The organism is Paraniabella hibiscisoli, from assembly GCF_022512515.1.
Taxonomy (GTDB): domain Bacteria; phylum Bacteroidota; class Bacteroidia; order Chitinophagales; family Chitinophagaceae; genus Niabella; species Niabella hibiscisoli.
Genome location: NZ_JAKWBK010000001.1, coordinates 2364305 through 2388714 on the forward strand (window position 1 = coordinate 2364305; position 24410 = coordinate 2388714).

The window sequence follows — 24410 nt, forward strand, 5'->3', positions numbered from 1 at the left end:
CTATGCAAAGCTATGCATTTAATGAATTCCTCCTGCCCTGAAGGAGCGAGGCCCGAACCTAAACCACAAACTGTGCGCTTAGCATGTCGTGGGAAAAATTGTTGGTGGCATTTTATAATGTCCTCCTTTAACAGCCTTAACATGGGCGTGTTGTACAAACAGGCAGTTTCGCGAGGGTACGGGGTCAGCAAAAAAACTGTTTTAAAAATGAAATTTTCAGCAATTGTACTACTGGCTGCGATTTTATCCTGTTCTGCGGCTGAAGGCTATACCCAGTCTGTTACGCTTAGAGAGCGTGGAATATCGATAGAGCAGGCTTTGAAGATGATTCAAAAGCAAACAGGGTATGGCCTCTTTTATGATGCCAGTTTATTTGATAAGAGTAGTAAACTGAACATCAATGTAAAAATGTACCGGTACAGGAAGCGTTGCAGGCCAGTCTCGGCAACGAACGCGTTACTTATACTGTTGTCAACGGCGTTATCATTATAAAACCCGCAGTGATAAGATCAGTACCTGGTTCGGCTTTGAGTGCTTTGTCTTTGGGTATAGACGTTACCGGTCGCATTATAGGGGAGGATGGCGTAGCTATTGGGGGTGTATCCGTTCAGGTAAAAGGCAATCCGGGCAAGGGAACGGTGAGCAATAGTGACGGACGGTTTGTGCTTACAGATATTGATGAAAGCGCTGTATTAATAGTAACTGGCGTTAATATTGAGCCTAAGGAGGTAAAGGTGGGCCGTAAAAGAGATCTTGGAGATATAGTTGTCTATATTAAAATAGCTGCCCAGGAAGAGGTGAAAGTTATTAGTAACGGCTATCAAACCTTAAACAAAAATACGTTTACCGGTACAGCAGTGGCCATAACCGGTGAGGAGCTGAAAAGAGTAAGTACACAAAACCTGTTTCAGGCAATACAGGTTCTTGATCCTTCCTTCCGGCTGCTTGATAATAATTTTGCAGGATCCAATCCTAATAGTCTCCCAACCATTAATGTACGGGGTACTTCTGCCTTGCCTACCGGTAGTAATGATATTTTGAGGCGGGATAATATCACTGGTATGACCAATATGCCTGCTTTTATTCTGGATGGCTATGAAGTGAACGTACAAAAAATATTTGACCTTGATCTGAACAGGGTTGCTTCAGTTACCTTATTGAAAGATGCAGCCGCTACTGCAATTTACGGGTCGCGGGCCGCTAATGGAGTATTGGTAATTGTGACTAAATTACCCAAGGAGGGCAAGCTTCAGTTTTCTTACCAGCACGAAACAAATGTAATGGCGCCCGATCTTACCGGTTATGATGTGCTCAACGCTGCTGAAAAGCTGGAGTATGAGAAGAAAGCAGGTGTTTATACCGCTGGAACTGTGAATACCATTACGCAGGATGAGCTGGATGAATTGTATTATCACCGGTATAAAAATGTAGTGGGTGGGGTAAATACTTACTGGCTTTCCCAGCCACTGAGAACAGCTGTCGGACAGAAGCATGGTTTGTCGCTTGAAGGAGGGTCTAACACTTTTCGTTATGGTGCGGACCTGCGGTATCAAACCCGGCCGGGCGTGATGAAGGGCTCGGGCAGGGATCAGTATTCGGGAGGAATGTTCTTCAGTTATAATCTCAATAATAAGATAAGATTTCAGAATGAATTATCCATTACATCTGTAGAAGGCAGGGAGTCTCCTTATGGCAGCTTTACCTCTTATGTAACAATGAACCCCTATTACCCTAAAACAGATGAGAACGGGAATACTATCCAGAATGTAGATATATGGACGAGGCGTTCGGCCAGCGGTACGTATATATATGACTACGTATTAAACCCTATGTATAACGCTACGTTGAGCAGCTTTGATAAAAGCAAATACAATGAGATACTGAACAATTTTGCTGCCGAATTTGAAATTATAAAAACCTGAAACTGCGCGGGCAGATCAGCATGTTGAAGCGAATGAGCACCGGTGACCGCTTTGTATCGCCACTGGCTAATGAGTTTTATTTCTATGAAGCGGCCAGAGCCGATGAAAGAGGGAGCTATACCAGTAGTGGAAACGATGTAACTACCTGGGATGGTAATTTGCGGCTTAACTGGATCAAACAAACCGGCGGGCATGTTATCAATCTGGTTGCGGGTTCTAACATCCGTACCGACCGTTCGGATGCACGCTTTTTTACAGCAATTGGATTTCCTAATGACCGCTTTACCAGTATTGGATTCGCGAAAGGGTATGCTGAAAATGCAAAACCTAGCAGCAGCTTATCGGAGTCGCGATTGTTGGGTGTTTTTTCGAGCGTAAACTATTCTTTTAAAAACCGTTACCTGTTAGATGGTACAGTACGAATAGATGGGTCTTCTTTATTCGGAGCTAATAACCGCACAGCTCCTTTTGGATCTTTTGGTGTAGGCTGGAATATAGATAAGGAAGACTGGTTCAATGTACCGCAAGTGAGCCAGCTCCGTTTACGCTTTACAACGGGCCTTACCGGTTCGGTTCAGTTTGCTCCCTTCATGGCACAAACCACTTATTCCTACGATCAGAATAATTGGTATTCTTCAGGTCTAGGAGCTTATGTAAACACTTACGGGAATAGCGGCCTGTCCTGGCAAAAGACAAGTAATATGGATTGGGGACTGGATCTTGGATTGTTCAGGGACCGGATCTTCCTCTCTGCAAGAATTTACCGGAAACTTACCCGGGATATACTAACTGATATCAGTATCGCACCTTCTACTGGGTTCTCTACCTATAAGGATAACCTGGGAGACATGGAAAACAATGGATTTGAGGTAAACCTGCGGACAAACCTGGTACAGGATAAAAACTGGACTGTTGGTCTTATGGGCAATTTTGCACGCAATACCAATAAGATCGTAAAGATCTCTAACTCCTTAAAAAGCTATAATCAGCGGGCAGATGAGGCACAGCAGGGAGAGGACCTGAAAGCCGTTCCGCTATTGCGTTATAATGAAGGGCAATCGATATATGCTATTTATGCCGTGCCTTCATTAGGCATTGATCCGGAAAACGGGAAGGAGGTTTTTGTGAAGAGAGACGGCTCGCTTACCTACGAATGGGATGCCAGGGATATAACAGTGGTGGGAGAGAATACGCCAAAGCTGGAAGGATCTTTTGGTACTACACTGCGATACAAACAATTGATGGTGGTGGCTTTCTTCCAAACAAGGTTTGGAGGGGATATGTATAATCAAACCCTGGTAGATCGCGTGGAAAACGCTGATCCCCGCTATAATGTAGACAGGCGTGTGCTGGAGCAAAAATGGCAGCAGCCGGGAGATATTGCATTTTACAAAAACATAGCAGATCTGGGAACAACCCGCGTTTCCTCCCGGTTCGTGATGCCCGACAATCTGATTAATTTTTCATCACTTAATCTGACCTATGATGTTGAGCCCCGGTTGGTTTCCAGGCTTTCACTTACCGGACTTCGGTTGGGGATCACCGCAAATGACCTGGCCCGGTGGTCTTCAGTAAGAGTGGAGCGCGGAATTGATTATCCATTTGCGCGCAATATCAGTATAACCCTGCAAGCCATTTTCTAATTAACAAAAAGAGACATTATGATAAAAAGAAATCATATCCTAATATATCTGTTGGTTCTGACATTTTTCAGCTCCTGTAAGAAGTGGCTGGATATACAACCTGAAAGCCAGATATCGGAAGAAGTTTTATTTACTACCGAAGAAGGATTTAAGGAAGCGCTTATAGGTATTTATACACGCTGCACCAGAACTGATATTTATGGAAAAGAATTAACCATTGGTACGCCCGAAGTACTGGCACAAAACTATAGTATCAGTGCTAATGACCCCTTGCGCTATATGAAGACCAGGGCTTACGATTATAAAGACCTTAATTTTATTTCTCGCAAAGATGATATCTGGAAAGGTTTATACAACGCAATCGTTAATTGTAACCTGATACTAGGTAAAATAGATGAGAAAAAGGCCCTGTTTATGCCTGGTAACTATGAGTTGATTAAAGGCGAGGCCCTGGGGTTAAGGGCCTATCTGCATTTTGATGCATTAAGATTATTTGCTCCATCCTTTACCAGTAATCCCGCTGCTGCAGCGATCCCCTATGTAACGCAATACTCGAATAAAACAACGCCATTATCTACGGTAACCCAGGTGCTTGACTCAGTAATCTTTGACCTGGAGCGTGCCAAACAACTGTTAAGCAAAGACCTGATTCGGAATACATCTTATCGTGTAGGTTATCCAACACAAACCGATACGACACTGAATACAGAAGAGGGCGCGCGTGACCTTTTTTACATAACCGCAGGCACCGCCTCAATTATTACGCTGTATGCGGAACATTGGCGAGGGTACAGTTGTATAAAAACAACAAAGCGCAGGCCCTGGCTAATGCGCAGGAAGTGATCAATGCCAATAAGTTTCCCTGGACAAAGGCTGAAGATTTTTTAGCAGTAGATGAGGATAAGAAAGATCTCATGCTTTACAAGGAACTGATTTTCGGCTGGTTTATTCCCACAAAGGATGCAACCTATAACAGCGGTTGGTTTTCAGGTGGTGTTACCGGTATGTATCTAACGCAGGAGGCTTCACAGGACTTTTATGAAACCGGGACTATAGGCGGCAATGATATGCGATACAAGCAATGGTTTGCTACCGTGAATAATCAGACAAGCTACATTTCAGAAATACATAAGTATCGTAGAAACAGTTCCAGTACCGCCAGCACCGCAAATCTAGCCTACATGGTGGCCCCGGCAATACGGTTAAGTGAAATGTATTTTATTGCTGCGGAATGCATGTATGCCGCTAATCCTGCTGCCGCCACAGCTTTTATCGATGAAGTACGCAGTCACAGGGGGATTGGTGAGAAGATTACTGTAGCGAATGAAGCAGCCCTCCGCAGCGAGCTCCTGAAAGAATACCGGAAGGACCTGTTTGCTGAAGGACAATTGTTTTACGCTTTTAAAAGATTAAACCTCGCTATAACCGGCCAGAATGGTATAAGTTATCCTGCTTCTAATAACCTTTTTGTGCTTCCTCTACCAGATGATGAGATTATTTATGGTAACCGTTAAAAATAAAATTATGCGTCAATATATACTGATATTATTAAGCAAAAAAGGCTGTTACCTGTTATGTATGGTATTGCTCACTGCTGCCTGTAAAAAGGCGGAGCCTCTTACTTTTGATCATGCTGCTAACATATATTTCGATTTGTCTCAGGAGCAAAGAGATAGTATTTCCTACACATTTGCTTATGACCTGGCAAAAGCTGCGGATACCATAAACATTCCCGTTACTATTTCCGGTAAACGAATTTCGCAGGATCGTTTTTATACCGCTTATGTAGAAGCGGACTCTTCAACGGCTGTAGCCGGAATCCATTATAAACCGCTTGAACAGCAATATCCGATCCGGGCAGATCAAGGCAAGGCTGTATTGCCGCTGGTGGTTTATAACCGGCCAGACCTCGAAGACAGTTCCAGGACGATCATTTTAAAATTAAAAGCGTCCCCGGATCTGGGCATAGAAAATCCAACTATCATCAGGACAAGGGTAGTGCTTTCAGCGAGGCTGGAGCAGCCTGCATGGTGGATTATGTGGTGCGGCGCTTATTCGAGAACGAAGCATCAGCTATTCCTAATTGTAACGGGTATCACAGAGTTGTCTACCGCAGGACTGGATGCGCCGAAGAATTTGTACATCGCCAATCTGTTGACGGTGATGTTGAATAATCCTTTTGATTGGGTAGCCAATAATGCAGGCAAAGGCTATGTTCTGGAAGCCGTTACTCCGGGCAATACCAATACTTATTATTTCTATACACCTCAAAATCCAAACAAGAAGATATTACTGCAGAAAAATACCGGATCGGGAAGGTATTTCTTTATAGATGAAAATGGACAGGAAGTAAGATGAGGGCTTATTCGGTAAACATATATGAATGAAAGTTAAACAAAATAAAATGATCAGACAATACAGCTTTTTGTTGACGGTTTGCAGTGTTATACTCGTTTCCTGTTTTAAGGATAAAGGTAATTACGATGTAGTGCTTCCTGTAGAGCCGGTAATCTCCAACCTGGATACGGTATACACTGCTTATGTAGGCGATAGCCTAATTATTGAACCCGGGTAACGGCACCTGCCGGTGCAGATCTGGAGTTTGAATGGAGGATTTATGTACCTGAAGCTATCAGTGACACTTTATATCGCTTTAAGGGTTCCTCGCTACGCACTGTTTTTGGTTTGCAATCGCGTCGGTATCGTACCAAGCTAACGGTTCATAACAAAGCTGACGGGATGAAATATTTTCATTGGTTTGAGATACAGGGTGTAACCGAATTTACCAGGGGAACTACTGTTTTAAGCATTGAAAACGGAACAACGCAATTTTCTTTTGTAAAGCCTGATGGCACTGTACAGCCCAGGGTTTACGAAGCGATCAACAATAAAACCCTGCCCAATGATCCGCTGCATTTATTTTATCTTACCAATCAATTTACCGGGAATACGCCATTGGGGTACTGGATCATCACCAGAAATGGAGGGGTTCGTTTAAACATCAGCACATTGATGGAAGATGCGATAAATCCCAATACTTTAAAGGATAATTTTTTTACCCCGCCTTCCGTTATACAAGTTGGTTCTCTGCAAAAAAATCCACAGGGCGTAATGGTTGGCGTGATCAATGGCAGGTTTTATGGAGGGGCAACCACCACCTGGGATCAGTCGCCTACATATGGCATGTTTGGAGGGTTCGCCAACGGAGAATATGAGCTCGATCCTCATTTTATAATGACTAACATCAACAATAATATAACCTATATCGCTTTCGAAAAAATAAAAAGCAATTTATACGCATCAATTCTTATGGAGTACCTACTTACTTCGGTACGGATTACACGGTAGTGAACCGTTCGGTTTTTGATCCAACCAGTGTGGGAATGGATCTTACAGCAATGATACAGATTAACAGCACAGATACTTATGCTTATTGCAGAGATAATACCGGAATTGTGCAGGAGCTGATGTTTAACGTAAACTTCAGCGGGCCCTTTACTTTTACTGCGCGTCATAAGCGACCTTTTATAAAGCAGGAATTGTTTAACGCCAAAACCAAACTGATAGCCACCAGGAGTGGCGCTATTTATATCGCTTCCGGAACTGCCATCTATCGTTACAATCCACTCAACGAAGAGATGAGGATCTTAAATACGACTTTCGAGCGTGACGTAACCATGCTTAAACTTTCCGATGATGAGAATACGCTCATCGTAGGAACGGCCAACAGCCTGGTGTATTTAAACATAAGTGTAGGTAATTACGGGGACCTGCTCAGCAGGGTAGACGGGATTCCGGGATCACCGGTAGATATACAGATAAGAAATTAATTAATCGATCACCAGAAAAAGGAATATAATGAAGTCAATAAAAATTACGCTTGTGGCGATGGTACTAACTCTAAGTACAGCTGCACAGAAAAAAGCATTCAAATTAGAAGGTACTGCGCCAGCCAGTAAAGAAGGGGCAAAAATATACCTCGATTATCAGAATGAATCGGGTAGTGTTGCTGATTCAGCAATTATCAAAAACGGAAAATTTTCCTTTAAAGGTACTGTAGACGAGCCTGCTTATTCTCGCCTGATTCTGGATCATAAAAACCAGGGTAAATACTGGATTGCGAATGTAGGTGATCGTTTGTTTTTTTACCTGGCCAATGAAAACTATAAGATTGAGATTAAAGATTCAGTACAACATGCCCGGATCACCGGCTCACCTACACAGGCTGCCTTTCAATCGTATTTAAAAGAGATTGGCGGCGACTTTATGGTTATAATAGAAACAGCGAAAGCTACCATGGCCGCTATCCCGCAAAATGCACCAGATGCTAACGAGAGAGCAAAAGCTGTTTATGATTCTTTCGAACAAAAATTTGAAGATCGCAGGCTGAAAGAAATTGAATTTGCCAGGCGTAATCCGGGGTCCATCTTTGCGATAGACGCGCTTACTGATGCCGCCAATAAGCACTCACTTAGTTCACTGGAGCCAATCTTCTTGGCTCTGACCGATGAAGTACGCAACCTCAAGGGAGGCAAAGCACTGGACACAAGAATACTTGCCGAAAAGACGATCAAAATCGGGAATATTGCTCCTGTATTTTCTCAGGCAGACACCAGTGGGAAATTGGTTCATCTGGCCGACTATAGGGGCCAGTATGTATTGGTTGACTTCTGGGCCAGCTGGTGTAAGCCCTGCCGGGCAGAAAACCCGAACCTTAAAAAGGCCTATGAGCAATACAAAGACAAGCTCACAGTGATTGGTGTTTCGTTAGATGATAAAGATACCCGGGATGCGTGGATTGCTGCAATACATAAAGACGACCTGCCCTGGATACATGTTTCCGATTTAAAAGGATGGAGCAATGAAATAGCATTGAGGTACGGAGTACGGGCAGTTCCTCAAAACTACCTGTTGGATAAGGAAGGGAAGATCATTGCTTCCAATCTGCGCGATGAACGACTGCACGAGGTTTTGAGCGATGTTTTTTCGGGTAAAACACCCGTAGCTGATAAAGCTGAATAGAAATTGTTGATTCGGCAGGATTTAAAAGGGATTATTCGCACTACTACGAATAGTCCCTTTATTATTAGATCTTTGTTACGACTTTAAAAAGTTTGCATCACACCTGTTACGATATCCGGCCTTTCTGCAATTGGAAGATTAAAAGGACTAACCAAAGGTTAGCGGAGTTGGAATGGCGATACAGCAGCTAAGCTCTTAGTATAGTATTTTTAAGCAGGCCTGCATCAATCGCGATGCAGGCCTGCTTTATAATAAGTTCGCTAGTTTTATTAACGCCCGTCACCATCGAGCAAATTACCCAATCCCCTAAAATGCTGCCTTCTTCCTTACGGCTGGTAGTGGCAAAAGACAAAATGCGTGAAGCCAGTCGGCTTACCGGCAATGTCTGTATCCAAACGCGCCCCGGACCTGTTAAAGTGGCAAAAAGAATCCTTCGCCGCCAAACAGTTTATTTCTGATACCACGTATCATTTCAATCTCATAGCGGATGTTTTGCGTAAATCCTACCAGGCAGCCAGTGTCTATTTTTAATCGCTCCCCCGCCTGCAGGTCTTTATGAAATACATGGCCTCCGGCGTGAACGAAAGACATGCCGTCGCCCTCCAGCTTTTGCATAATAAATCCTTCTCCTCCAAATAGGCCGGTGCCCAGTCTTCTTTGAAATTCTATGCCCACAGCAACACCTTTTGCTGCGCAAAGAAAAGCATCTTTCTGGCAGACAACCTTGCCTCCCAGTGCTGAAAGATCGAGTGGTATGATCTTGCCAGGATAAGGAGAAGCAAATGACACTTTCTTTTTACCCTGACTTATGTTCGTATACGCTGTCATAAACAAACTTTCGCCCGTAAGTATGCGTTTACCGGCACTCATTAGTTTGCCCAATATGCCGCTGCCCTGGCTGGCCTGGCTGCCGTCGCCAAAAATGGTAGCCATATGAATGTCTTCGTCCATCATCATGAAACTGCCTGCTTCTGCAATAGCCGTTTCATTTGGATCGAGCTCAATGCTTACATATTGCATTTCTTCGCCAAAAATTTCATAATCTATCTCGTGACTTGATTTCATTGTGTATTATTTTGATGTTAGATGCTAAATATCGGATGTTGAATATTGGATGCCGGACCTGTTTGGTTAATATTGAACGTTAGCTACTTTGAACAGGTGGAATAACATGCAGCGCTGCATTTAGCTGCTCTTTATCCAGCTGGTTTTCCCAACGAGCAATAACCACTGTAGCTACGGCATTGCCCACCATATTTGTAAGGGCCCGGCATTCGCTCATGAACCGGTCTATGCCTAATATTAATGTCATTCCTGCTATCGGAACTTCAGGAACAACAGCCAGGGTAGCTGCCAAAGTTATAAAGCCTGCACCGCTTACACCTGCCGCTCCTTTCGAACTTAACATCGCTACCAATAATAATACGATCTGGCTTTCGAGGGGTAAATCGATATTGCAGGCCTGTGCTATAAACAGCGCGGCCAGGGTCATGTAGATATTAGTACCATCGAGGTTGAAAGAGTAGCCGGTGGGTACAACCAGTCCAACGATGGGTTTTGCACAACCCGCTTTTTCCATTTTCTGCATCAGGCTGGGCAAGCAGCTTCAGATGAGCTGGTACCGAGTACCAGCAGTAATTCGTCTTTTATATATTTTAGAAACCGGAAGATAGAAAAGCCGTTGTAGCGGGCTACTGCTCCCAATATTACAATTACAAATAGTAAGGAAGTTGCATAAAATGTTACAACCAATGCCAGTAAATTCCCGATGGAGGAGATGCCATATTTACCAATGGTAAAAGCAATGGCGCCAAAAGCCCCGATGGGCGCCAGTTTCATTAAAATAGCTACTACTTTAAAAATAGGGTAAGCAAGGGCTTCCATGAAATCAAGCACGGGCTTGCTTTTGGGCATGGTGGTGGATATGCCAATGCCGAATAGAATGGCAATTAACAGCACCTGTAAAATATTATCGCCGGTAAGCGGGCTTACTAAAGTTTTCGGAATAATATCGAATATGAATTTAACCAGTGAGTTATCGTGTGCTTTGTTTATATATTGCTCAATAGACGAGGCCTGCAGGGTGGTGGGATCGATATTAAGTCCTTTGCCCGGCTGTACAATATTGCTTACGATAAGGCCTATGATAAGCGCCAGTGTAGAAAAGGTAATGAAATATAAAAGGCTTTGCCCGCTACACGGCCTACTTTTTCATGTCGTTCATAGAGGCTATACCCACGGTAATGGTAACAAATATTACCGGGGCAATGATCATTTTGATCAAGGCAATAAAGCCGTCTCCCAGCGGTTTCATTTGCTCGGCAAGCGAGGGCTTAAAATAGCCTAGCAGGGCGCCTATTGTAATAGCTATTAAAACCTGTATATATAATACCTGGTAAAACTTTTTCTTTTGGGCAGGAGTATCGTTTGGATGCGCTTCAACAATCATTCGTTCATTTCTTTCCGGAAATATCGGAAAAATTATTCAAGCAGTTCTTTTGGAACGATCTTTTTAAAAAAGGCATCTTGTCGTCCTCCATTACTATAAATTTCCAATCGGTCAGATTTTTAGATTTGGCAATCACATCTTTTACCGAAAGGATCGTATAATAGCCTGTTGTTTTATTATAGGTTACATGAGGTTCGCCAAATTTCGATTGCAGTGTTAAGGTCAGTAGCTCATTTTCTGCGGAGGTAGAATCTGTTTCTGTAGAATCTACACCAAACCGCATCCGAAGTATATTGGAGTATTGCAGTTTTACAAAATGAGCGCTGTCGATTAACCTGGAATCGCCAATCTTCAAAACTTTGGCAGAATCGATATGGTAATCAAAGTCGGGCATATTGAAAATACTTTCCATTGCGGTTATCATTTGTTCCTTGGGAACCAACGTATACAGATCTTCGATAATGAAATCAGCGGCTGATTTGAAATCTTTCTTAATGATCAGGTTCGTATAGTGCATGAATTGTTGCTCCACCAGCTTTTTATAATCCTGGGCAATAGTGCTGTTGCACCAAACAGAGAAAATGATCAAGAGCGATAAGGTCCGGCTTTTCATGTACCTGGTTTGTAGTTGAATAAATTAGAATTTCAGGTTTCGGAAGTAGTACTGCTTGTCTTCGTCGGTGATCTCACGTGTGACTTTGCAGGGACTGCCCACGGCAATTACATTAGCCGGGATGTCTCTGGTAACAACGCTTCCTGACCCGATAACCGTGTTGTCGCCAATTGTGATACCCGGATTAATAACGGTATTACCTCCGATCCATACATTATTGCCAATGGTTACCGGGAATGCATATTCATAAGCCTCGTTCCTGGGTTCATAATGTATCGGATGCCCTGCTGTGTAAATAGCCACATTAGGAGCCAGTAATACATTATCGCCAATGGTTACAGGCGCACAGTCGAGGATAATGCTGTTATAATTAGAATAGAAATTTTCGCCAATAGTGATATTGTAACCATAGTCGCAATAGAACGGCGGCTCTATATGAAATTGCTTACCTGTGCGGCCCAATAGCTTTCTCAGGAGCGCATTGCGTTCTTCCAGTTTAAACGGATGCAGCTGGTTGATCTGGTAATTCAGATCTTTCGCCAGTTGGCGTTCCTCAAATAACTGGGGCTCGAAAGATTTATAGGCTTTTCCCGCCAACATTTTTTCTTTTTCCGTCATGAGATATGCATTGTTTTGTTGGTAAATGTAAGGTTTGTTTATTGCTCCGAAGTATACTCAGGATGCTGTGGTGGCAACTCTCTTACATTTTGTTCTTCTGTTACTACTTCTACGTGAACGGCATATTTAGATGGTTTGATACCTTCACTATATTTTTCAGCATATACCTGTGTAAACTCGGCACCAAAGTATAAAATAAAAGACGTGTAGTAAACCCAGAGTAAGATGATGATGATGGTACCTGCAGCTCCGAAAATCAGACCGGGACTGGACTTTGTAATATATAAATCAATAAGGAACTTTCCAATCCCAAACAATACTGTGGTAAAAGCGGCTCCTACAAATGCGGGTTTCCATTTGATGATCACATCAGGTAAAACCTTAAATATAACAGCGAATAAAAAAGTAATAACACCGAAGGTTAGCACGTTATTTAATATAAAGAAGAGCCAGCCCGATTCAACCGGAACCAGGTTTTGAAAGCGGGTTTGAACGCTGCCTAAAATACTGTTTAACACCAACGATACCAATAGCAAAAATCCCAGCGAAACAATTAGCCCAAAAGATTTGACACGGTTGGTTAAGAGCCCCCAAATTCCCTTTCTGGGTTTGGCTCTCACTTTCCATATGGTATTCAAACTATCCTGTATTTCGAGGAACACGGCTGTGGCGCCTATAATGAGTGAAACAATACCAATAATTAAAGCCATGGTTGTTTTACCGCTTAAACTAGCCTGGGTTACGATATTTTGTACCTGCGCCGCAATATTTTCATCGGTTAATTTGACTACTTCATCGTAGATCTTGTTCTCGATAATTTCCTTCTTATAAATAAGGCTTGCTGATGCAATTACAATTGTAAGCAGGGGTGCCATGGAAAATACCGTGCAATAGGCAAGTGAGGAACTAAGCTTGGGTACTTTATCTGCCGAAAACCCTTTGGCTGATGCGATCAGGAGATTACCTGTGTTTTTAAAAAATCTTTTTGACTTGCTGAGTACTTGCTTCATAAGGTGGCACTTAATTGAATATATAATCAGGGACTTATATTCAAGAATAAAGCCACAATACCTGTTTGATACAAAGAATATTGTTAATGGATGGTATAAGATCTTTCCTTAGAAAGGATAACCGATACCGATATTGAGGATCAGGTTTTGCTTGCGCCAGGCCGGGTCTCCGAAGTTGATCTGGTTAAATACCCAACGCTCGCCTGTAGGTAACCATGGTTTTCTAAAGGGCATTGCCAGGTCAAACCGAATAACGAAAATACTGGCATCTACTCTTAAGCCAACGCCACCGCCTACTGCAAATTCGTTTATAGCGCTGCCCAGCCTAAACCTGCTGCCCGCGCGCGATGTATCGGTTTTGGCTGTCCATACATTACCCGCATCTATAAAAACGGCACCATGCACAACGCTAAATAGCTTGGCGCGCAGTTCTCCATTCAGCATCATTTTTATATCGCCACCCTGGTCGGGGAAGGCAGTGCTATCCGGGTACCGATAAGTGCCGGGACCCAAAGAGCGAGCTCTGAATGCTCTTATGTCATTGCTACCGCCTGCGAAAAACTGTCGTATATATGGTAATACACTGCTGTTGCCAAACGGTAGTCCCAGCCCTAAGTTAGCCCTTCCTGCCAGTATCATGCCTGGGGACAGTTTGTAATAATCTCTGAAGTCTGTTTCTAATTTTACAAATTGGTTAACTGCTGTGTTGAATAATGTTTTTTGTCCCTGTGCGTTTGGCTTTAAAAAAGCATTAACCAGGCTGCCTGCCGTTTCTACCGTTCCCAGGAAGTACATCGTATTGCGCCTGAAGTCCTGAAACTGGTTGGTAAAAGCAAATTGATAGTTGGTACTGAAAATAAACTGGTTTTCATAGTTGCCTCTGAGGCTGGGCACTCTCGCTAATAGAGCATCCAGGCTATCGGTCGTTTTCAGCGTACGTACATAAGTAACAGAAAAAGGGTTGAAGTTATGATCTACAAATTGATTGCCCTTCCAGTTATAGCCAAATTCGGCATTGCCGGATAGCATGGTAAAATAAAGGGCCCGGTTTAACAATTGCCCTCCTACCGTAATATGCGTTTTAGGTACATAATTGCTGGCACTTTTAAAATTAATAGGAGCAATGATACGTGGGAAAATAAGCCTCGCGTTAGCGCTTACAGAATACGAGTTAGTTTTGGTGCCGCTTACCTGTGTTTCAAACCCACCGGCGATACTGGTCACCAACTGTTCTGCGCCTTTAAATAAATTACGGTTGGTATTAGATAGTTTTATTTCTGAACCTACAAAGTTGTTCGATTTGCTGGTACCCGTTACCTGCAAAGACATCGAACGCTTTTTTGAGGAGTAAGATAAAAATTGGCATCCAGCAGGTCGCTCTCGAGGGTATCCAATGGCCTGAACTCGGCTTTTACAAAACGGAAAGTACCCAGGTTGACCAGCCTGTTGAGGCTTAGGCTGTGATCGGCGCGGTTATATAGTTCATCCTGCTGGAAGAAAACCAGGCGATCAAAGATCTGAGGTTTATAAGTGTTTTGCGGATCGTAAATCTTAAAGTCCTTATATCTCACGGGTTTCGACAATCTTAATGCAGAGTCGCGCCTGATATTGTAATTCGGATAAATATTGATCTCGTTAATACGATAAGGTTTGAGTCCTTCAATAGGTGTGAGGTCTTTTATTTTTACATATATATTAGCCTTGTTACCTCCAATAGTGCTATCTACCTGCAGCAATAAAAAGTCAGGATTGAAAAAGAAATATCCCCGTTCTTTCAGGTCATTATCAATGCGTTCTCTTTCGCTGGTAAACACATCTATGTCGTAGAAAATACCTGGCTTTAATAAAGATTGATCAGCGCCGCGGCGAATGATATTGTTCAGGGCTGTAGGTTCCCTGGGAAATTTAATTTCATTAAGTGTATACCGGTCATGGGTAATGGCTTTGTATTCTGCATGACCTGTTCGACCTTTTACAACAGCTTCGCCGGTAACAGCAGCCTGCAGGTAGCCTTTACTGATAAGGTGGCTTTGCAATACGTTGATATTGTTTTGCAGGCGCAGATCGCTCATTAAAACGGGAGGTTCACCTAACTTGGTCCGAATCCAGTTGCGTAATCCTTTGGGCTTTTTAGGCTCACCTGCAAGTGCGTAAAAAGAAAGTTTGTAACGCATACCCAGTATTTTTTATTGGGTACTGGCCGCGTCATCTCTTCTAACGCGCTTTTCAAAGCTTTTTCTCCGGGAACTTTTTTCGCGCTATCGGGATTTATTTTTACTGAAGCGCCGGTATATAAAACCTGTCCTTCCTTCAATGCCTTTAGACCAGAGCAGGAGGCCACAGTAAGGGTAATAATTGCTATTGATAGTATGTTATAAAATGTCCGCATTCTTGTTTTTATTATCGTCGTATCTGCAACAGTGTATTAGGGTTGCTGCTGCCGCTCTCTTTGCTGTCTGCGTTGTTCGCGTTCTTTTCTTAGCTTTTCTTCACTTTTAAAACTTCTGAATATTTCATTGAACTGGTTGTAGTCCACGACCATTACAAATCCCAAACCGGTTTCAATGATCTGCCCTTCCACTACCAGGGTAGATTGATTGCGCCGGTAGGCCCTTAGCCTGTATCGGCCATCACGCGACAGCGCATATTCAATGTTTACATTACCGGCGATGTTAGCGCCGTTATTATTGTTCTGACCGCGCGCTCCCTCAAGTGCAAAATCGCTGCCAATTGTTACGGTTAACCGATCGTTCAGAAGCCGTTTGGAGAGGGCTACATTCAGGTCGGTACGTGTTTGCTGTGTTCCGGTACTGAAATCGTCCTGCGAGGTAAGGTCAAATGCTACGTCCACTCCTTTGATCAGGTCCGAAGCCAGGTTGTTTAACTGCTGCGTTAACAACCGGCTAACACTCTGGCGGGCCAGCATTTCCGGAGACGACCCACCAGCAAGGCTTTCAAACGGATTTTCTGATATAAAACGGTTTAATGCCAACACTGCAAAAACCTGTTTGTTAAGCTCGCTTGGGTTAGAGTTCACCTGCATTAACCGGGCGTTTACAATACCATCGATGGCGTTTCTTTCATTTTCCGGTAGTGCAATTTCAAAGTTTATTTTGGGTTTTAACAGCTGATCGGTCATTTTAAGGTATACCATAAACGGTAATTTTTGCCTGGCCCTGGTTTGGGTAGATTGATCTAATCCTCCCAATTGATCAGCAATTAAGTCAATCGGTGCCGTGTTTACATTGTACACCGCAGTAAGATCTACATTGGCTTCCGTAGGTGCACCTGTCCATTGGATATAACTACCTTGTTGCAACTCGAACTTTCTTTTCGCTAATCCACCTATTGACAGGTTATAATTGCCACCAGAAATAAGATAGCGTCCGGTCATTGCTATTTTCCCGCTCGGGTCCATGGTTAAATTTAATTCCGCTTCTCCTTTAACTAATAGCGCATCTCCGTTCGCAGGATCGACCACCACTGTAATTTCTGCCTCTTTTTCTGTCATCAGGTCCATCGATACATTAAAGCCTTTTAGTTTAGACCTTGTTAAGCTGTCTACGTTCAAAGCCTGGCGGTCGTTATTTGGTGGCGCATCCATATCAACAAATTCTACGATACCTTCCTGGCTTACAATATCTGGATCACTGTCTGGTATGGCAAAAAAGAAGCGGGTATCCTTATTAATTCTTAAAGACCCGGTTACTTCTGGTTTATTTAGATCGCCACCTACATTGGCGTTCAGGGTTAAAAAAACTTTCCCGTAAAAAGTTCATTATCCGCTGAAGTAGAATTTAATGCCATGAAATTAGTAGCCCTTAATCGCAGATCAAATCCAAAATCCTGATAATTGCTTGTTTTGATTAAGCCGTTTACAGTAAAGGCCTGGTTGGCAGAATCTCTTAAAGTAAAGTTGTTAAATCTTATCCCACTATTAATGAAAGAGATGTTCTCATCATTCAGTTTGAAATAGGAATTGAGTTGCGCCACATTGAGACCTGCATTTTTAAATCCTAAATTACCCAGCACTTTAGGCGCCGTTAAAGGGCCTTTGGCGGTTAGCTGCCCGGTTAACATGCCGGAGCCGTTTCTTATCTGGCCACTGCTAAGACTTTCAATGAATTTGAGATCGAAGCGGTTAATATTAACCGTCATATCCAAAGAGCCTTTGTCGTTAGTATAGTAGTAGCCTCCTATTTTTACATCATGCACACCAGTTAAAGCCACATCAACTTTAAAAGCATCTTTGGTGTAATTGTCTGCTAAAATTTTTACATCACCTAGCTGATCTTTTTGATAACGTAATTTGTTTATGGTCAGGTTGCCTTCAAATTGTGGCGACTCCTGCAGGTTCTTTACATCAACAGTTCCGTTAAGGGTGCCTCCTACCAAAGCTGTATCCTGCTCTGCATAGCGGGTGAGGGTTTCCAGCATAAAGTTTTTAAACTCCACTTTCACCGGAGCATTAGCCGTTGTAGCAGTACTGTTAATAGATAAGGATTGTCCGTTATTGCTGATCTCAAAATCACGTACATAAACGCCTGCCTGGCCATATTGTAGCAGATTGTTGGGCGCTACCTGCCAGCGGTCGTAATTCAACAATAGTTTTTGAGGATCAAGCGAGAACTGGTAGGTTTGATCAGCTACTTTAAAGTTTCCGCCAATAACGTATTTGTCCTGGCTTTTGCTATCTCTTAAAAAAACATTCACACCCAGAATATTGTTAGCGGCCGCACCACTAACAGCTGAATTGTATAATTGTATAGATGGGCTTTCCAGGCTTTTAATATTGAGTGCATACGCCAGCTGGGCGCTATCTTTATTATCAATATTGAGCGTTACATTCTTTACGTCGAAACTATCATATACTATATGCGGGAAACTGGCATTTACAATAAGGCTATCCATTTCTGTATCTAAAACTCCATTTAAATAAGACGGCGCAAATGTATACAGGGAGGGCACAAACTCTTTTAATAGTTTTGAATCGTGCACTATTACATTGAACCTCATTTTTTGAGGATCTGTTTTTTCACCGGGGCAAAGGCGTAGTATTTGTCGATCTCATTGATAAAGGCCTGGCCGATCTGCGTCAACTGATATTTGCCACTTAAGTCTGCATTGAGGATATCTGATTTTAAGGTGAGGGCGTTTTCTGTTTCTGTTGATAATGCGTTCAGGTAAATAGTGTCCAGGTTAATGACCCTGCCATCCATTGCCACCTGCAAGCTGGCTACATTCGCATTGCCATTCAGATAATCCGGATCAACTGTGGGAAAGTCGAGTGTGGCAATACCTGCAACCTTTAACTCAGAACTCGCAAAATTTAGCTTTTGCAGATCGATGTTCCTGAGGTCTACAGTACCCTTTAACGATGGATATTTGCCTGCTATATTGATGTTGGTGGCAATATCGAAATTGGCGTTGGAGTCAGTACTGCTTGCCTGCAATTGCAGTGCCTGTTTTGCATATTTGCCGTCCAGCTGCAGATCCCTGTAATTGTATTTATTATAGTAGGCGCTGTAAATAGTGCCTTTTACTGTAGCGTTGGCTGTTTGTGCAGAAGTGCCTGAACCCGCCACGTCAAGGAAGAGACTTACGGTTCCTACATCCGTTCTTTGTAGTAACCGCCCTACGTTAAACTGGCTCATATCCACTCTTGCTTTATAAGAAGGATTTTTAGAAGAACCGCCCATTGCTGCATTCACTTTTGCAGAGCCCATATCCGTACGCACATTCAGGTTGGTAGCGAACTTGCTGATGCTACCGGTGAATTTTCCATTGACAGCTATCTGGTTGGGTAACTCTATACTCGTGGGTAATGTGCCTTTTGGTAGTAAGGCGTTAAGGTCAGATTTGGAAGTGGTAAACTTCGCGATGTTAATATTGAACAAGGTATTGTCTACTTTAGGCAGGCCCTTAATGGTGCCGGAAATATCTACATTGGTATTCCTTAATCCACTTAACTGTAGCTGGCTGATATGAATGTCGTTTAATCGTCCCTTAATAAGCGCAGCCATGTTTAACTGTTGGTTGCGATAGGTGGCAGGAATGGAGGATACAAAGTAAGCGGCGTCTGCAAGACCAAAACTGATTTACGGAATTGGATATCCATATCCACCCGTTCAGGATTTTTAGTCAGGTCATCTTGCGAAGTATAGGTTACCAGAGAATTATTGTCGATATAGGTGTGTGGCGTTTTTACCAGCAGATCTTCTACGCTGATCTGCTTGTCATCATAGATTACTTTACCCCTTAATTCATTTAATACAAAACCGCTTGTGTCTGCCAGCTTACCACCGTTAATCGTAGCTTTAATACCCGCGCTGTCAATAGCAATATTTTCTCCGCTGATACCCAGGTTTTTTATATTCAGGTGATTAAAGTCCATTACTCCTTTCTCACGAGGCGCGGCGAGATTATCATACTTAATTTGGTTATTAGACAGAATGATTTTATTAAGGTAAAGACTGAATGAAGATTCCTGGGTACTATCTGCCGTTTTTTGAATGGCTTCTTCATTCGAAGGCGTAGGGCGGTAAGCAAAATCAATAACTGAATTGCTCAGCTCTCCACTGCTTGTTTGATACTTGCCCTGCGTCAGGTCGATCAGCAGGTCGTTAAAGTTGAATGTTTTTAGAAAAGCAAATGCTCTTGTGTCGGATAGCCGGTCATCATATTTTAGATCGATATCACTAAAGGCAAAATTTTTAACTTCTATCAATGGCAAGCGCCCTCCTGACTCTTTCTCCGTACTGTCAATTGCCGCATCTGCTTTTTGTTGCAGCACGGTTAAAGGCTTGTTCTGAAAATAGTGAAGCTTTGTATTGGCAAGTTCCAGCTTGTTCAATACATAGTGCATTTGCTCCAGGTCGAACTTATCTACTCTGGCACTTAATTTACCTAAGGAAACACCCGCATCATTGCCCACTACATCATCTTTGAATTTTATGCGGATATCATTAAAAGTGATCTTATCTAATTTTAGTTGTAAAGGAGCCGTAGAATCTTTAGGTGTTTCGGGTTCTTTTTCTGCCGATACAAAAGCGTCTACCAGGAACTGGTAATTAAAGCTGGTGTCAGGATTAAGCCGGTAAAGATTTGCATTAACATTATCCAGTTCAATATTACTGACGGCTATTCGGCTTCGGATCAGGCCGATCATATCTAGTTGAACAGCCAGGCGGCCTGCGTATAATAAAGTGTCTTTTTTAGATCCTGTACATAAAATTTGTCCAACTGCAAACCTGTCGGAAAGTTAATCCTTATCCGGTCCAGGCTGATCTCCGTGCCCGTTTTCGTTTTCAGGTAAGATACTACCTTGTCTTTTACAAAATTTTGTACAGCAGGTACTGTTAGTGATACAGCCACCAATATAACAAGCATAATGATGCTTGCAATAACCCACAGTATAATCTTTAAAACCTTACGTGCTACGCTACTCAAAAAATATTGTTTTTCAATATGAGAAATAATAGCTATCTCTTATTTGTCGACTCTCATCGACATTTGAAGATAGTCATTCCCGCAAAAGTATAATTTATACAAATTGCGTGCTACTTTTCCTGGTGTGGTAAAATTTACACAGTAGTCCCCGTTTTTCCGGAGATTAGGTATAAATCAGTCAGTTGGCTTGGTTTTGGTATTGGTTAAAACATCGGTTTGATAACATTAAAATCACCAGTATGCCTTATTTAAACAATACAAACAACACAAATGAAGTAGCCATATTTTACGAAGACCACGGGGCGGGGAAACCGGTGATATTAATTCATGGCTGGCCATTGAGCCACCGGTCCTGGGACACGCAGGTAACGCCATTGATTGAAGCGGGATACCGTGTCATTGCTTACGATCGCAGAGGTTTTGGCCAATCTGCTACAGAATGGAACCGGTATGATTATGATACTTTGGCTGCTGATCTCAACGCGTTGATCACGGGATTAGATTTAAATGATGTAGCATTAGTTGGATTTTCGATGGGTGGAGGAGAAGTGGTGCGCTACCTGACTAATTACGGGGCAGGCCGTGTTTCAAAAGCAGCTTTGATCGCATCGATCATTCCATTGGTTCCGCAAAAAGAGGATAACCCGGATGGTGTACCCCAGGATGAGCTGGATAAGATTGCCGAGGCATTAAAAACAGATCGTGTTGCTTTCCTGAAAGATTTTCATAAGAATTTTTACAATTATAGTTTGCTAAAGAAAGATGTAAGTGAAGCCAGATTGGAGGCTGACTTTATTGTGGCTTCCGGAGCATCTGAAAATGCTACGCAGAAGGCCGCTGAGGCATGGGCTACAACGGACTTCAGACCGGAACTTAAGAATGTTACCGTACCTACCTTGATCGTACATGGAGATTCAGATAATATTGTTCCTATAAAGACTTCGGCTGAGCAGGCGGCAAAGGGAATTGACAATAATGAGTATCACATTATTGAAGGTGCGCCTCATGGTTTAAATGTTACTCATTCGTTTGAGCTGAATAGCCTCTTGCTAAGCTTTTTGAACAAATAATTTTTCAAACTTAAAATGAAGAATAATGAAAGACAATAATGGAAGAGAATTTTTGGTGGAAGCTAAAGTAGGTGGCAAAATGCAGCAGGTGCAGATGTCGATTTCAGAAACTACGGATGGCGCCTCATTCTATATCTGCCGGGTAGAAGATGATGAGATTACCCAAATAAGGAAAGATGAGCAGGTGTGGAAGCAAATATGGGGAGAACTGGATGAAGCCGATGTAAAATCCATAGGCGAAGCAATTGAAGGTGCAGTGCTGGAAGAATAATTATTATAAAAGTAAATTGAAATGGAAACATCAAACAGTAATAAACAGGTGGAGGTTCTGAATGATCTCATCCAGATTAATAATGACCGTATAGCCGGATATGAAAAAGCGATAGAGGGTCTGGACGATAAAGAAAACGAGGATCTGAAGCTATTGTTCCGGCATATGATCAATAACAGTAGGGACTATAACGAGGCGTTGGAAAAACAAATTGGGTTATTTAACGGTGAACCGGCTTTGGGTACCTCCGGCGCCGGTAAGCTTTATCGTGCCTGGATGGAACTGAAAGCTTTTGTGACTGGTGGTGACAGGGCTGCTGTATTAAGTAGCTGCATTACCGGAGAGGAAACGGCTATCCGCGCTTACGAGGAGGCAATTGCTGATGAGGAACTGGTGACCGAATTGCAGCAATTGCTCCTTGATCAGTTGTCGGCTATTCAACAATCTTATCGTGAAATAGTGGCTTTAAGAGAAGTCGCAGAATAAAAACATAAACCTTAAATCCTTATCGTATGAAAAAGATATCATTTTTAATAATCATCGCATCAACTTCATTGATGCTACAAAGTTGCGAGTTGGTAGAAGGCATTTTTAAAGCGGGTATGTGGTGGGCTTTCTTCCTTGTTGCACTGGTGGTTATCGGCTTGTTTTGGTTACTGCGCAGAAAGTAGTTAACTAAAAGTGGCAGGCATTTTGTATATGTTATAAAAGAGATACCGGGGTTGAGATCAAAATAGTTGGATACTGCCCTGGTGCTCAAAAAATTAAATGACATTATATATGAGAGACGCTTTCACCAACAGCTCAAGAAACTTCGGCAGTAGCGACGCTGCAAGTGCCTTTCCTATCAGGTTTACCGGAGATGCCATTCAATACTTATCCGCGTCAATGGCCATTAATTTAAATGATTGGAAATGGCATGAAGAAGAGATCAACGGTCAAAAACATTGTGTAATAACCGACCGGTTGTTATTTGAAAAGTGATAGTGTTCTTTTTTGCCAGTCAGCAAATGTAACGCTGAACCTGGAAGAGCGGTTGTAACATGGTTATAACCGCTTTTTGTTGTACTAAACTATCTTTTAAAACGGTAATAATAGGATAGTTCATTGGGCTTTTCTGACAGCATATCAGCAATAATCTGCCTTCCCTGTATGGAAAAGGTAATGCCGTTACCTCCAAAACCCAAAACAAAGAACGCATTCTTAAAATCAGGATGAGGTCCGATATAGGGGAGACCATCTTTGGTTGAACCAAAAAGCCCGGCCCACATGATATCTTCTATAAACTGTACGCCGGGCATGAGTTCTTTCAGCTGTTTCATTAGCTCCCGGGATTTTTTTTTTTTGTTTTTTCCATAAATACTGATGAGGTATACTTACTGTCGCCACCACCTACCAATAATCGTCCATCATCTGTTGTTCGCATGTATAGGTAAGGTGTTCGGGTATTCCATACCAACAACTTATTCAGGCGGGTATTGATCCATATCTCCTCTTCGCTTACACAGGCAAAAGTACTGTGCAGATCAGCTATAGGTTCTTTAAACATCTTTACTGTTTCATACCCGGTGCAATAAATGATTTTTTTGCCTTTTATCCGTTTGCCGTTTTCTAGTGAAATGATGATGCCGTTGGTTTGATGCTCAATTTTTTTGATCTCTACCTGGTCATAAACTTTTAAACCACGTTGTGTATTGAGCTTGATCAGTTCATGTGCCAGCTTATAAGCATCAACACTGGCTGCTACAGAAGACAGAATGCCGCCATAGGATCGTAACCCGTAGGTTTGTCTTATCGCCGCGGGGCTAAGCCATTTTACACCCAGCTTATGTTGTTGGCGTACTTCAAACTCTTTATAAAGATCTTTTGCAGCTGCAGGCGTATGTGCGAGGTATAAAGAGCTCTTTTTTGAAACCCACAATCAATTTTTTCTGATTCGATTAACTGTTCTATCTCTTTTATGGCTTCTATCCCTGCTTTGTAGCATTGTGCGGCAGCGTCCGTTCCTATTTTCTTTTCCAATCGATACAATGGAACATCAATCTCATATTGCAACATAGAAGTAGTGGCAGATGTACTGCCTAGCGCAATATCATTTTTGTCTATTAAAACGGTGTCATAACCTTCTTTAACCAAAGCATCCGCAATCAGCGCACCGGTTATGCCCCCGCCTAATACGATTATATCGCTGGATATATTTTGCTGTATAGAAGGATAGGTGTGGAGCAGCCCGTTTTTTAAAAGCCAGAAAGACTCATAAGTTCTTAACCGCATACATGATTTTAATTAATAAACTGCTTAGACTTTAATACAAACCATATCACATAAACAATTATCAATCCA

The 24410-nt window shown here is 42.5% G+C and carries 29 protein-coding genes and 2 pseudogenes; 15 read left to right on the top strand and 16 right to left on the bottom strand.

Features of this window, described 5'->3' with window-relative positions:
* Positions 1-207 precede the first annotated feature (207 nt).
* The 10 genes from MKP07_RS14970 to MKP07_RS15015 all read left to right on the top strand — a co-directional run bounded on the left by MKP07_RS14970 (position 208) and on the right by MKP07_RS15015 (position 8587).
* On the top strand, positions 208-492 hold the full coding sequence (locus MKP07_RS14970) for a hypothetical protein (protein ID WP_240847912.1): 285 nt from the start codon (positions 208-210) through the stop codon (positions 490-492).
* An 8-nt stretch (positions 493-500) separates the two neighbouring features.
* Positions 501-1922 carry a TonB-dependent receptor plug domain-containing protein gene (locus MKP07_RS14975; RefSeq protein WP_240847913.1) on the top strand — a complete coding sequence of 474 codons (1422 nt, stop codon included), beginning with the start codon at positions 501-503 and terminating at the stop codon, positions 1920-1922.
* 32 nt (positions 1923-1954) lie between these two features.
* Positions 1955-3565 carry a SusC/RagA family TonB-linked outer membrane protein gene (locus MKP07_RS14980; protein WP_240847914.1) on the top strand — a complete coding sequence of 537 codons (1611 nt, stop codon included), beginning with the start codon at positions 1955-1957 and terminating at the stop codon, positions 3563-3565.
* 18 nt (positions 3566-3583) lie between these two features.
* Entirely contained in the window at positions 3584-4408 is an 825-nt protein-coding gene (locus MKP07_RS14985) for a RagB/SusD family nutrient uptake outer membrane protein (protein ID WP_240847915.1), read from the top strand.
* Complete coding sequence (locus MKP07_RS14990) at positions 4360-5079, top strand: RagB/SusD family nutrient uptake outer membrane protein (RefSeq protein WP_240847916.1); 720 nt, start codon at positions 4360-4362, stop codon at positions 5077-5079. The genes MKP07_RS14985 and MKP07_RS14990 overlap by 49 nt, the downstream gene beginning before the upstream one ends.
* A 10-nt stretch (positions 5080-5089) precedes the next feature.
* Positions 5090-5923: a DUF4843 domain-containing protein gene (locus tag MKP07_RS14995; RefSeq protein WP_240847917.1), complete on the top strand. Its 834-nt coding sequence runs from the start codon at positions 5090-5092 to the stop codon at positions 5921-5923.
* A 46-nt stretch (positions 5924-5969) separates the two neighbouring features.
* Positions 5970-6140, top strand: a complete 171-nt coding sequence (locus MKP07_RS15000; RefSeq protein WP_240847918.1) for a hypothetical protein — start codon at positions 5970-5972, stop codon at positions 6138-6140.
* 164 nt (positions 6141-6304) lie between these two features.
* Positions 6305-6913: a hypothetical protein gene (locus MKP07_RS15005; RefSeq protein WP_394803570.1), complete on the top strand. Its 609-nt coding sequence runs from the start codon at positions 6305-6307 to the stop codon at positions 6911-6913.
* On the top strand, positions 6913-7395 hold the full coding sequence (locus MKP07_RS15010; RefSeq protein ID WP_240847919.1) for a hypothetical protein: 483 nt from the start codon (positions 6913-6915) through the stop codon (positions 7393-7395). Before MKP07_RS15005 ends, MKP07_RS15010 begins: the two co-directional genes overlap by 1 nt.
* 28 nt (positions 7396-7423) lie before the next feature.
* Positions 7424-8587 carry a TlpA disulfide reductase family protein gene (locus tag MKP07_RS15015; protein ID WP_240847920.1) on the top strand — a complete coding sequence of 388 codons (1164 nt, stop codon included), beginning with the start codon at positions 7424-7426 and terminating at the stop codon, positions 8585-8587.
* A 187-nt stretch (positions 8588-8774) separates the two neighbouring features.
* Here the strand turns inward: MKP07_RS15015 and MKP07_RS42560 are convergent, their stop codons facing one another.
* The 14 genes and pseudogenes from MKP07_RS42560 to MKP07_RS15090 all read right to left on the bottom strand — a co-directional run bounded on the left by MKP07_RS42560 (position 8775) and on the right by MKP07_RS15090 (position 20726).
* Positions 8775-8969 (bottom strand): hypothetical protein, encoded by a 195-nt coding sequence (locus tag MKP07_RS42560; RefSeq protein ID WP_240847921.1) that lies wholly within the window; start codon positions 8967-8969, stop codon positions 8775-8777.
* Positions 8970-8998: 29 nt separating this feature from the next.
* On the bottom strand, positions 8999-9652 hold the full coding sequence (locus tag MKP07_RS15025; RefSeq protein WP_240847922.1) for an AIM24 family protein: 654 nt from the start codon (positions 9650-9652) through the stop codon (positions 8999-9001).
* Positions 9653-9731: 79 nt separating this feature from the next.
* A pseudogene (gene dctA, locus MKP07_RS42565) lies at positions 9732-10759 on the bottom strand (C4-dicarboxylate transporter DctA).
* Positions 10760-10790: 31 nt separating this feature from the next.
* Positions 10791-11036, bottom strand: coding sequence for a cation:dicarboxylate symporter family transporter (locus tag MKP07_RS38625; protein WP_262919314.1), 246 nt, complete (start codon positions 11034-11036; stop codon positions 10791-10793).
* A 4-nt stretch (positions 11037-11040) separates the two neighbouring features.
* On the bottom strand, positions 11041-11649 hold the full coding sequence (locus MKP07_RS15040; RefSeq protein ID WP_240847924.1) for a hypothetical protein: 609 nt from the start codon (positions 11647-11649) through the stop codon (positions 11041-11043).
* 24 nt (positions 11650-11673) lie between these two features.
* Complete coding sequence (locus MKP07_RS41190; protein ID WP_317235827.1) at positions 11674-12267, bottom strand: sugar O-acetyltransferase; 594 nt, start codon at positions 12265-12267, stop codon at positions 11674-11676.
* Positions 12268-12305: 38 nt separating this feature from the next.
* The gene (locus MKP07_RS15055) at positions 12306-13277 is read right to left on the bottom strand and encodes a YihY/virulence factor BrkB family protein (RefSeq protein ID WP_240847925.1); all 972 of its coding nucleotides are present in this window, start codon (positions 13275-13277) and stop codon (positions 12306-12308) included.
* Positions 13278-13385: 108 nt separating this feature from the next.
* On the bottom strand, positions 13386-14606 hold the full coding sequence (gene tamL, locus MKP07_RS15060; protein WP_240847926.1) for a translocation and assembly module lipoprotein TamL: 1221 nt from the start codon (positions 14604-14606) through the stop codon (positions 13386-13388).
* A complete protein-coding gene (locus MKP07_RS15065) occupies positions 14591-15451 on the bottom strand; it encodes a BamA/TamA family outer membrane protein (RefSeq protein WP_240847927.1) in 861 nt (286 codons plus the stop codon). The genes tamL and MKP07_RS15065 overlap by 16 nt, the downstream gene beginning before the upstream one ends.
* A gap of 251 nt (positions 15452-15702) precedes the next feature.
* On the bottom strand, positions 15703-17025 hold the full coding sequence (locus tag MKP07_RS15070; RefSeq protein ID WP_240850852.1) for a translocation/assembly module TamB domain-containing protein: 1323 nt from the start codon (positions 17023-17025) through the stop codon (positions 15703-15705).
* Between the two features lie 2 nt (positions 17026-17027).
* A complete protein-coding gene (locus MKP07_RS15075; protein WP_240847928.1) occupies positions 17028-18293 on the bottom strand; it encodes a translocation/assembly module TamB domain-containing protein in 1266 nt (421 codons plus the stop codon).
* Positions 18290-19300: an AsmA family protein gene (locus MKP07_RS15080; protein WP_240847929.1), complete on the bottom strand. Its 1011-nt coding sequence runs from the start codon at positions 19298-19300 to the stop codon at positions 18290-18292. The genes MKP07_RS15075 and MKP07_RS15080 overlap by 4 nt, the downstream gene beginning before the upstream one ends.
* A gap of 2 nt (positions 19301-19302) precedes the next feature.
* The gene (locus MKP07_RS15085) at positions 19303-20445 is read right to left on the bottom strand and encodes a hypothetical protein (protein WP_240847930.1); all 1143 of its coding nucleotides are present in this window, start codon (positions 20443-20445) and stop codon (positions 19303-19305) included.
* A 2-nt stretch (positions 20446-20447) separates the two neighbouring features.
* Positions 20448-20726: a hypothetical protein gene (locus MKP07_RS15090; protein WP_240847931.1), complete on the bottom strand. Its 279-nt coding sequence runs from the start codon at positions 20724-20726 to the stop codon at positions 20448-20450.
* 239 nt (positions 20727-20965) lie between these two features.
* Between MKP07_RS15090 and MKP07_RS15095 the strand changes: the two genes are divergently transcribed.
* The 5 genes from MKP07_RS15095 to MKP07_RS15115 all read left to right on the top strand — a co-directional run bounded on the left by MKP07_RS15095 (position 20966) and on the right by MKP07_RS15115 (position 23051).
* A complete protein-coding gene (locus MKP07_RS15095) occupies positions 20966-21796 on the top strand; it encodes an alpha/beta fold hydrolase (protein WP_240847932.1) in 831 nt (276 codons plus the stop codon).
* Positions 21797-21821: 25 nt separating this feature from the next.
* A complete protein-coding gene (locus tag MKP07_RS15100; protein ID WP_240847933.1) occupies positions 21822-22067 on the top strand; it encodes a hypothetical protein in 246 nt (81 codons plus the stop codon).
* A gap of 21 nt (positions 22068-22088) precedes the next feature.
* On the top strand, positions 22089-22553 hold the full coding sequence (locus MKP07_RS15105; protein ID WP_240847934.1) for a ferritin-like domain-containing protein: 465 nt from the start codon (positions 22089-22091) through the stop codon (positions 22551-22553).
* A 26-nt stretch (positions 22554-22579) separates the two neighbouring features.
* Positions 22580-22738, top strand: a complete 159-nt coding sequence (locus MKP07_RS15110; protein WP_240847935.1) for a phosphatidate cytidylyltransferase — start codon at positions 22580-22582, stop codon at positions 22736-22738.
* A 109-nt stretch (positions 22739-22847) separates the two neighbouring features.
* On the top strand, positions 22848-23051 hold the full coding sequence (locus tag MKP07_RS15115; RefSeq protein ID WP_240847936.1) for a hypothetical protein: 204 nt from the start codon (positions 22848-22850) through the stop codon (positions 23049-23051).
* Between the two features lie 89 nt (positions 23052-23140).
* Here MKP07_RS15115 and MKP07_RS38630 read toward each other — a convergent pair whose 3' ends face one another.
* Positions 23141-23389, bottom strand: a complete 249-nt coding sequence (locus MKP07_RS38630) for an NAD(P)/FAD-dependent oxidoreductase (RefSeq protein ID WP_262919315.1) — start codon at positions 23387-23389, stop codon at positions 23141-23143.
* Positions 23389-24341 (bottom strand): annotated as a pseudogene (locus MKP07_RS42570) (NAD(P)/FAD-dependent oxidoreductase). The gene MKP07_RS38630 and the pseudogene MKP07_RS42570 overlap by 1 nt, the downstream one beginning before the upstream one ends.
* Positions 24342-24410 lie beyond the last annotated feature (69 nt).

Excerpts from the sequence above, each read along its gene's own strand:
- MKP07_RS14970 (WP_240847912.1), top strand. The coding sequence starts at position 208 with ATGAAATTTTCAGCAATTGTACTACTGGCTGCGATTTTATCCTGTTCT.
- MKP07_RS14980 (WP_240847914.1), top strand. The coding sequence starts at position 1,955 with ATGAGCACCGGTGACCGCTTTGTATCGCCACTGGCTAATGAGTTTTAT.
- MKP07_RS14985 (WP_240847915.1), top strand. The coding sequence starts at position 3,584 with ATGATAAAAAGAAATCATATCCTAATATATCTGTTGGTTCTGACATTT.
- MKP07_RS14995 (WP_240847917.1), top strand. The coding sequence starts at position 5,090 with ATGCGTCAATATATACTGATATTATTAAGCAAAAAAGGCTGTTACCTG.
- MKP07_RS15000 (WP_240847918.1), top strand. The coding sequence starts at position 5,970 with ATGATCAGACAATACAGCTTTTTGTTGACGGTTTGCAGTGTTATACTC.
- MKP07_RS15005 (WP_394803570.1), top strand. The coding sequence starts at position 6,305 with ATGAAATATTTTCATTGGTTTGAGATACAGGGTGTAACCGAATTTACC.
- MKP07_RS15015 (WP_240847920.1), top strand. The coding sequence starts at position 7,424 with ATGAAGTCAATAAAAATTACGCTTGTGGCGATGGTACTAACTCTAAGT.
- MKP07_RS15025 (WP_240847922.1), bottom strand. The coding sequence starts at position 9,652 with ATGAAATCAAGTCACGAGATAGATTATGAAATTTTTGGCGAAGAAATG.
- MKP07_RS38625 (WP_262919314.1), bottom strand. The coding sequence starts at position 11,036 with ATGATTGTTGAAGCGCATCCAAACGATACTCCTGCCCAAAAGAAAAAG.
- MKP07_RS15040 (WP_240847924.1), bottom strand. The coding sequence starts at position 11,649 with ATGAAAAGCCGGACCTTATCGCTCTTGATCATTTTCTCTGTTTGGTGC.
- MKP07_RS41190 (WP_317235827.1), bottom strand. The coding sequence starts at position 12,267 with ATGACGGAAAAAGAAAAAATGTTGGCGGGAAAAGCCTATAAATCTTTC.
- MKP07_RS15055 (WP_240847925.1), bottom strand. The coding sequence starts at position 13,277 with ATGAAGCAAGTACTCAGCAAGTCAAAAAGATTTTTTAAAAACACAGGT.
- tamL (WP_240847926.1), bottom strand. The coding sequence starts at position 14,606 with ATGTCTTTGCAGGTAACGGGTACCAGCAAATCGAACAACTTTGTAGGT.
- MKP07_RS15065 (WP_240847927.1), bottom strand. The coding sequence starts at position 15,451 with ATGCGTTACAAACTTTCTTTTTACGCACTTGCAGGTGAGCCTAAAAAG.
- MKP07_RS15075 (WP_240847928.1), bottom strand. The coding sequence starts at position 18,293 with ATGAGGTTCAATGTAATAGTGCACGATTCAAAACTATTAAAAGAGTTT.
- MKP07_RS15080 (WP_240847929.1), bottom strand. The coding sequence starts at position 19,300 with ATGGCTGCGCTTATTAAGGGACGATTAAACGACATTCATATCAGCCAG.
- MKP07_RS15085 (WP_240847930.1), bottom strand. The coding sequence starts at position 20,445 with ATGATCGGCCTGATCCGAAGCCGAATAGCCGTCAGTAATATTGAACTG.
- MKP07_RS15095 (WP_240847932.1), top strand. The coding sequence starts at position 20,966 with ATGCCTTATTTAAACAATACAAACAACACAAATGAAGTAGCCATATTT.
- MKP07_RS15100 (WP_240847933.1), top strand. The coding sequence starts at position 21,822 with ATGAAAGACAATAATGGAAGAGAATTTTTGGTGGAAGCTAAAGTAGGT.
- MKP07_RS15105 (WP_240847934.1), top strand. The coding sequence starts at position 22,089 with ATGGAAACATCAAACAGTAATAAACAGGTGGAGGTTCTGAATGATCTC.
- MKP07_RS15110 (WP_240847935.1), top strand. The coding sequence starts at position 22,580 with ATGAAAAAGATATCATTTTTAATAATCATCGCATCAACTTCATTGATG.
- MKP07_RS15115 (WP_240847936.1), top strand. The coding sequence starts at position 22,848 with ATGAGAGACGCTTTCACCAACAGCTCAAGAAACTTCGGCAGTAGCGAC.
- MKP07_RS38630 (WP_262919315.1), bottom strand. The coding sequence starts at position 23,389 with ATGAAACAGCTGAAAGAACTCATGCCCGGCGTACAGTTTATAGAAGAT.